Source organism: Blautia intestinalis, assembly GCF_014297355.1.
GTDB lineage: Bacteria > Bacillota > Clostridia > Lachnospirales > Lachnospiraceae > Blautia_A > Blautia_A intestinalis.
This window is the reverse complement of sequence record NZ_JACOQE010000043.1, coordinates 1-558: the sequence shown is the minus strand read 5'-3', so window position 1 is coordinate 558 and position 558 is coordinate 1. Positions and strand designations below refer to the sequence as shown.

Sequence of the window (558 nt, the reverse complement as noted above, 5' to 3'; positions counted from 1 at the left end):
GCTACCGGGTGGAACAATCCGAAAAATTGTGAGCTATGGCGGAGCGAATGGGCAAACGTCTGTAATGCACATTTGAAAACGGAAAATCACATTGACCACCGTTCTTATGCAAGGCAGGGGAAATTAGAGATACCGACGATCCATGAGGGCGCGGATGCCAGAAAAATTGATGAGAAATTTCAAAATGGGCAGACACAATCAGCGTCATGGAAAGTGGTAGAAAATCAGATCATAAAAAGACAAAATGCACTGCTGGATAAAATACAGATTTCTTTCGGAAAGGTATCCGGTGCATTGACACAATGGAAGGAGCGATTGGATGACATTAGAAGAAAGCCGGGAAGTCATTCCCATGATGGAGACAATGATAAACCAGATCGAGGAACAGCAGAATCTTATGGCAGCGATGGTACAGGAATTGCAGGAACGGGACAGGCAACTCCTGTCTTTTCAGGAGCAGAACCAGAGTTTAAAAAGCTTAAACAGCGAATTATCCAGGCTGCTAAATCTTTTGCCAGATACAGAAGAACTGCTCTCACAGATCGAGCAACAGAAAAC

The 558-nt window shown here is 44.1% G+C and carries 1 protein-coding gene; it reads left to right on the top strand.

Features of this window, described 5'->3' with window-relative positions; genetic code table 11:
* The coding region (locus tag H8Z79_RS17725; protein ID WP_187002978.1) for a MobA/MobL family protein at positions 1-558 on the top strand (558 nt) is incomplete at both ends.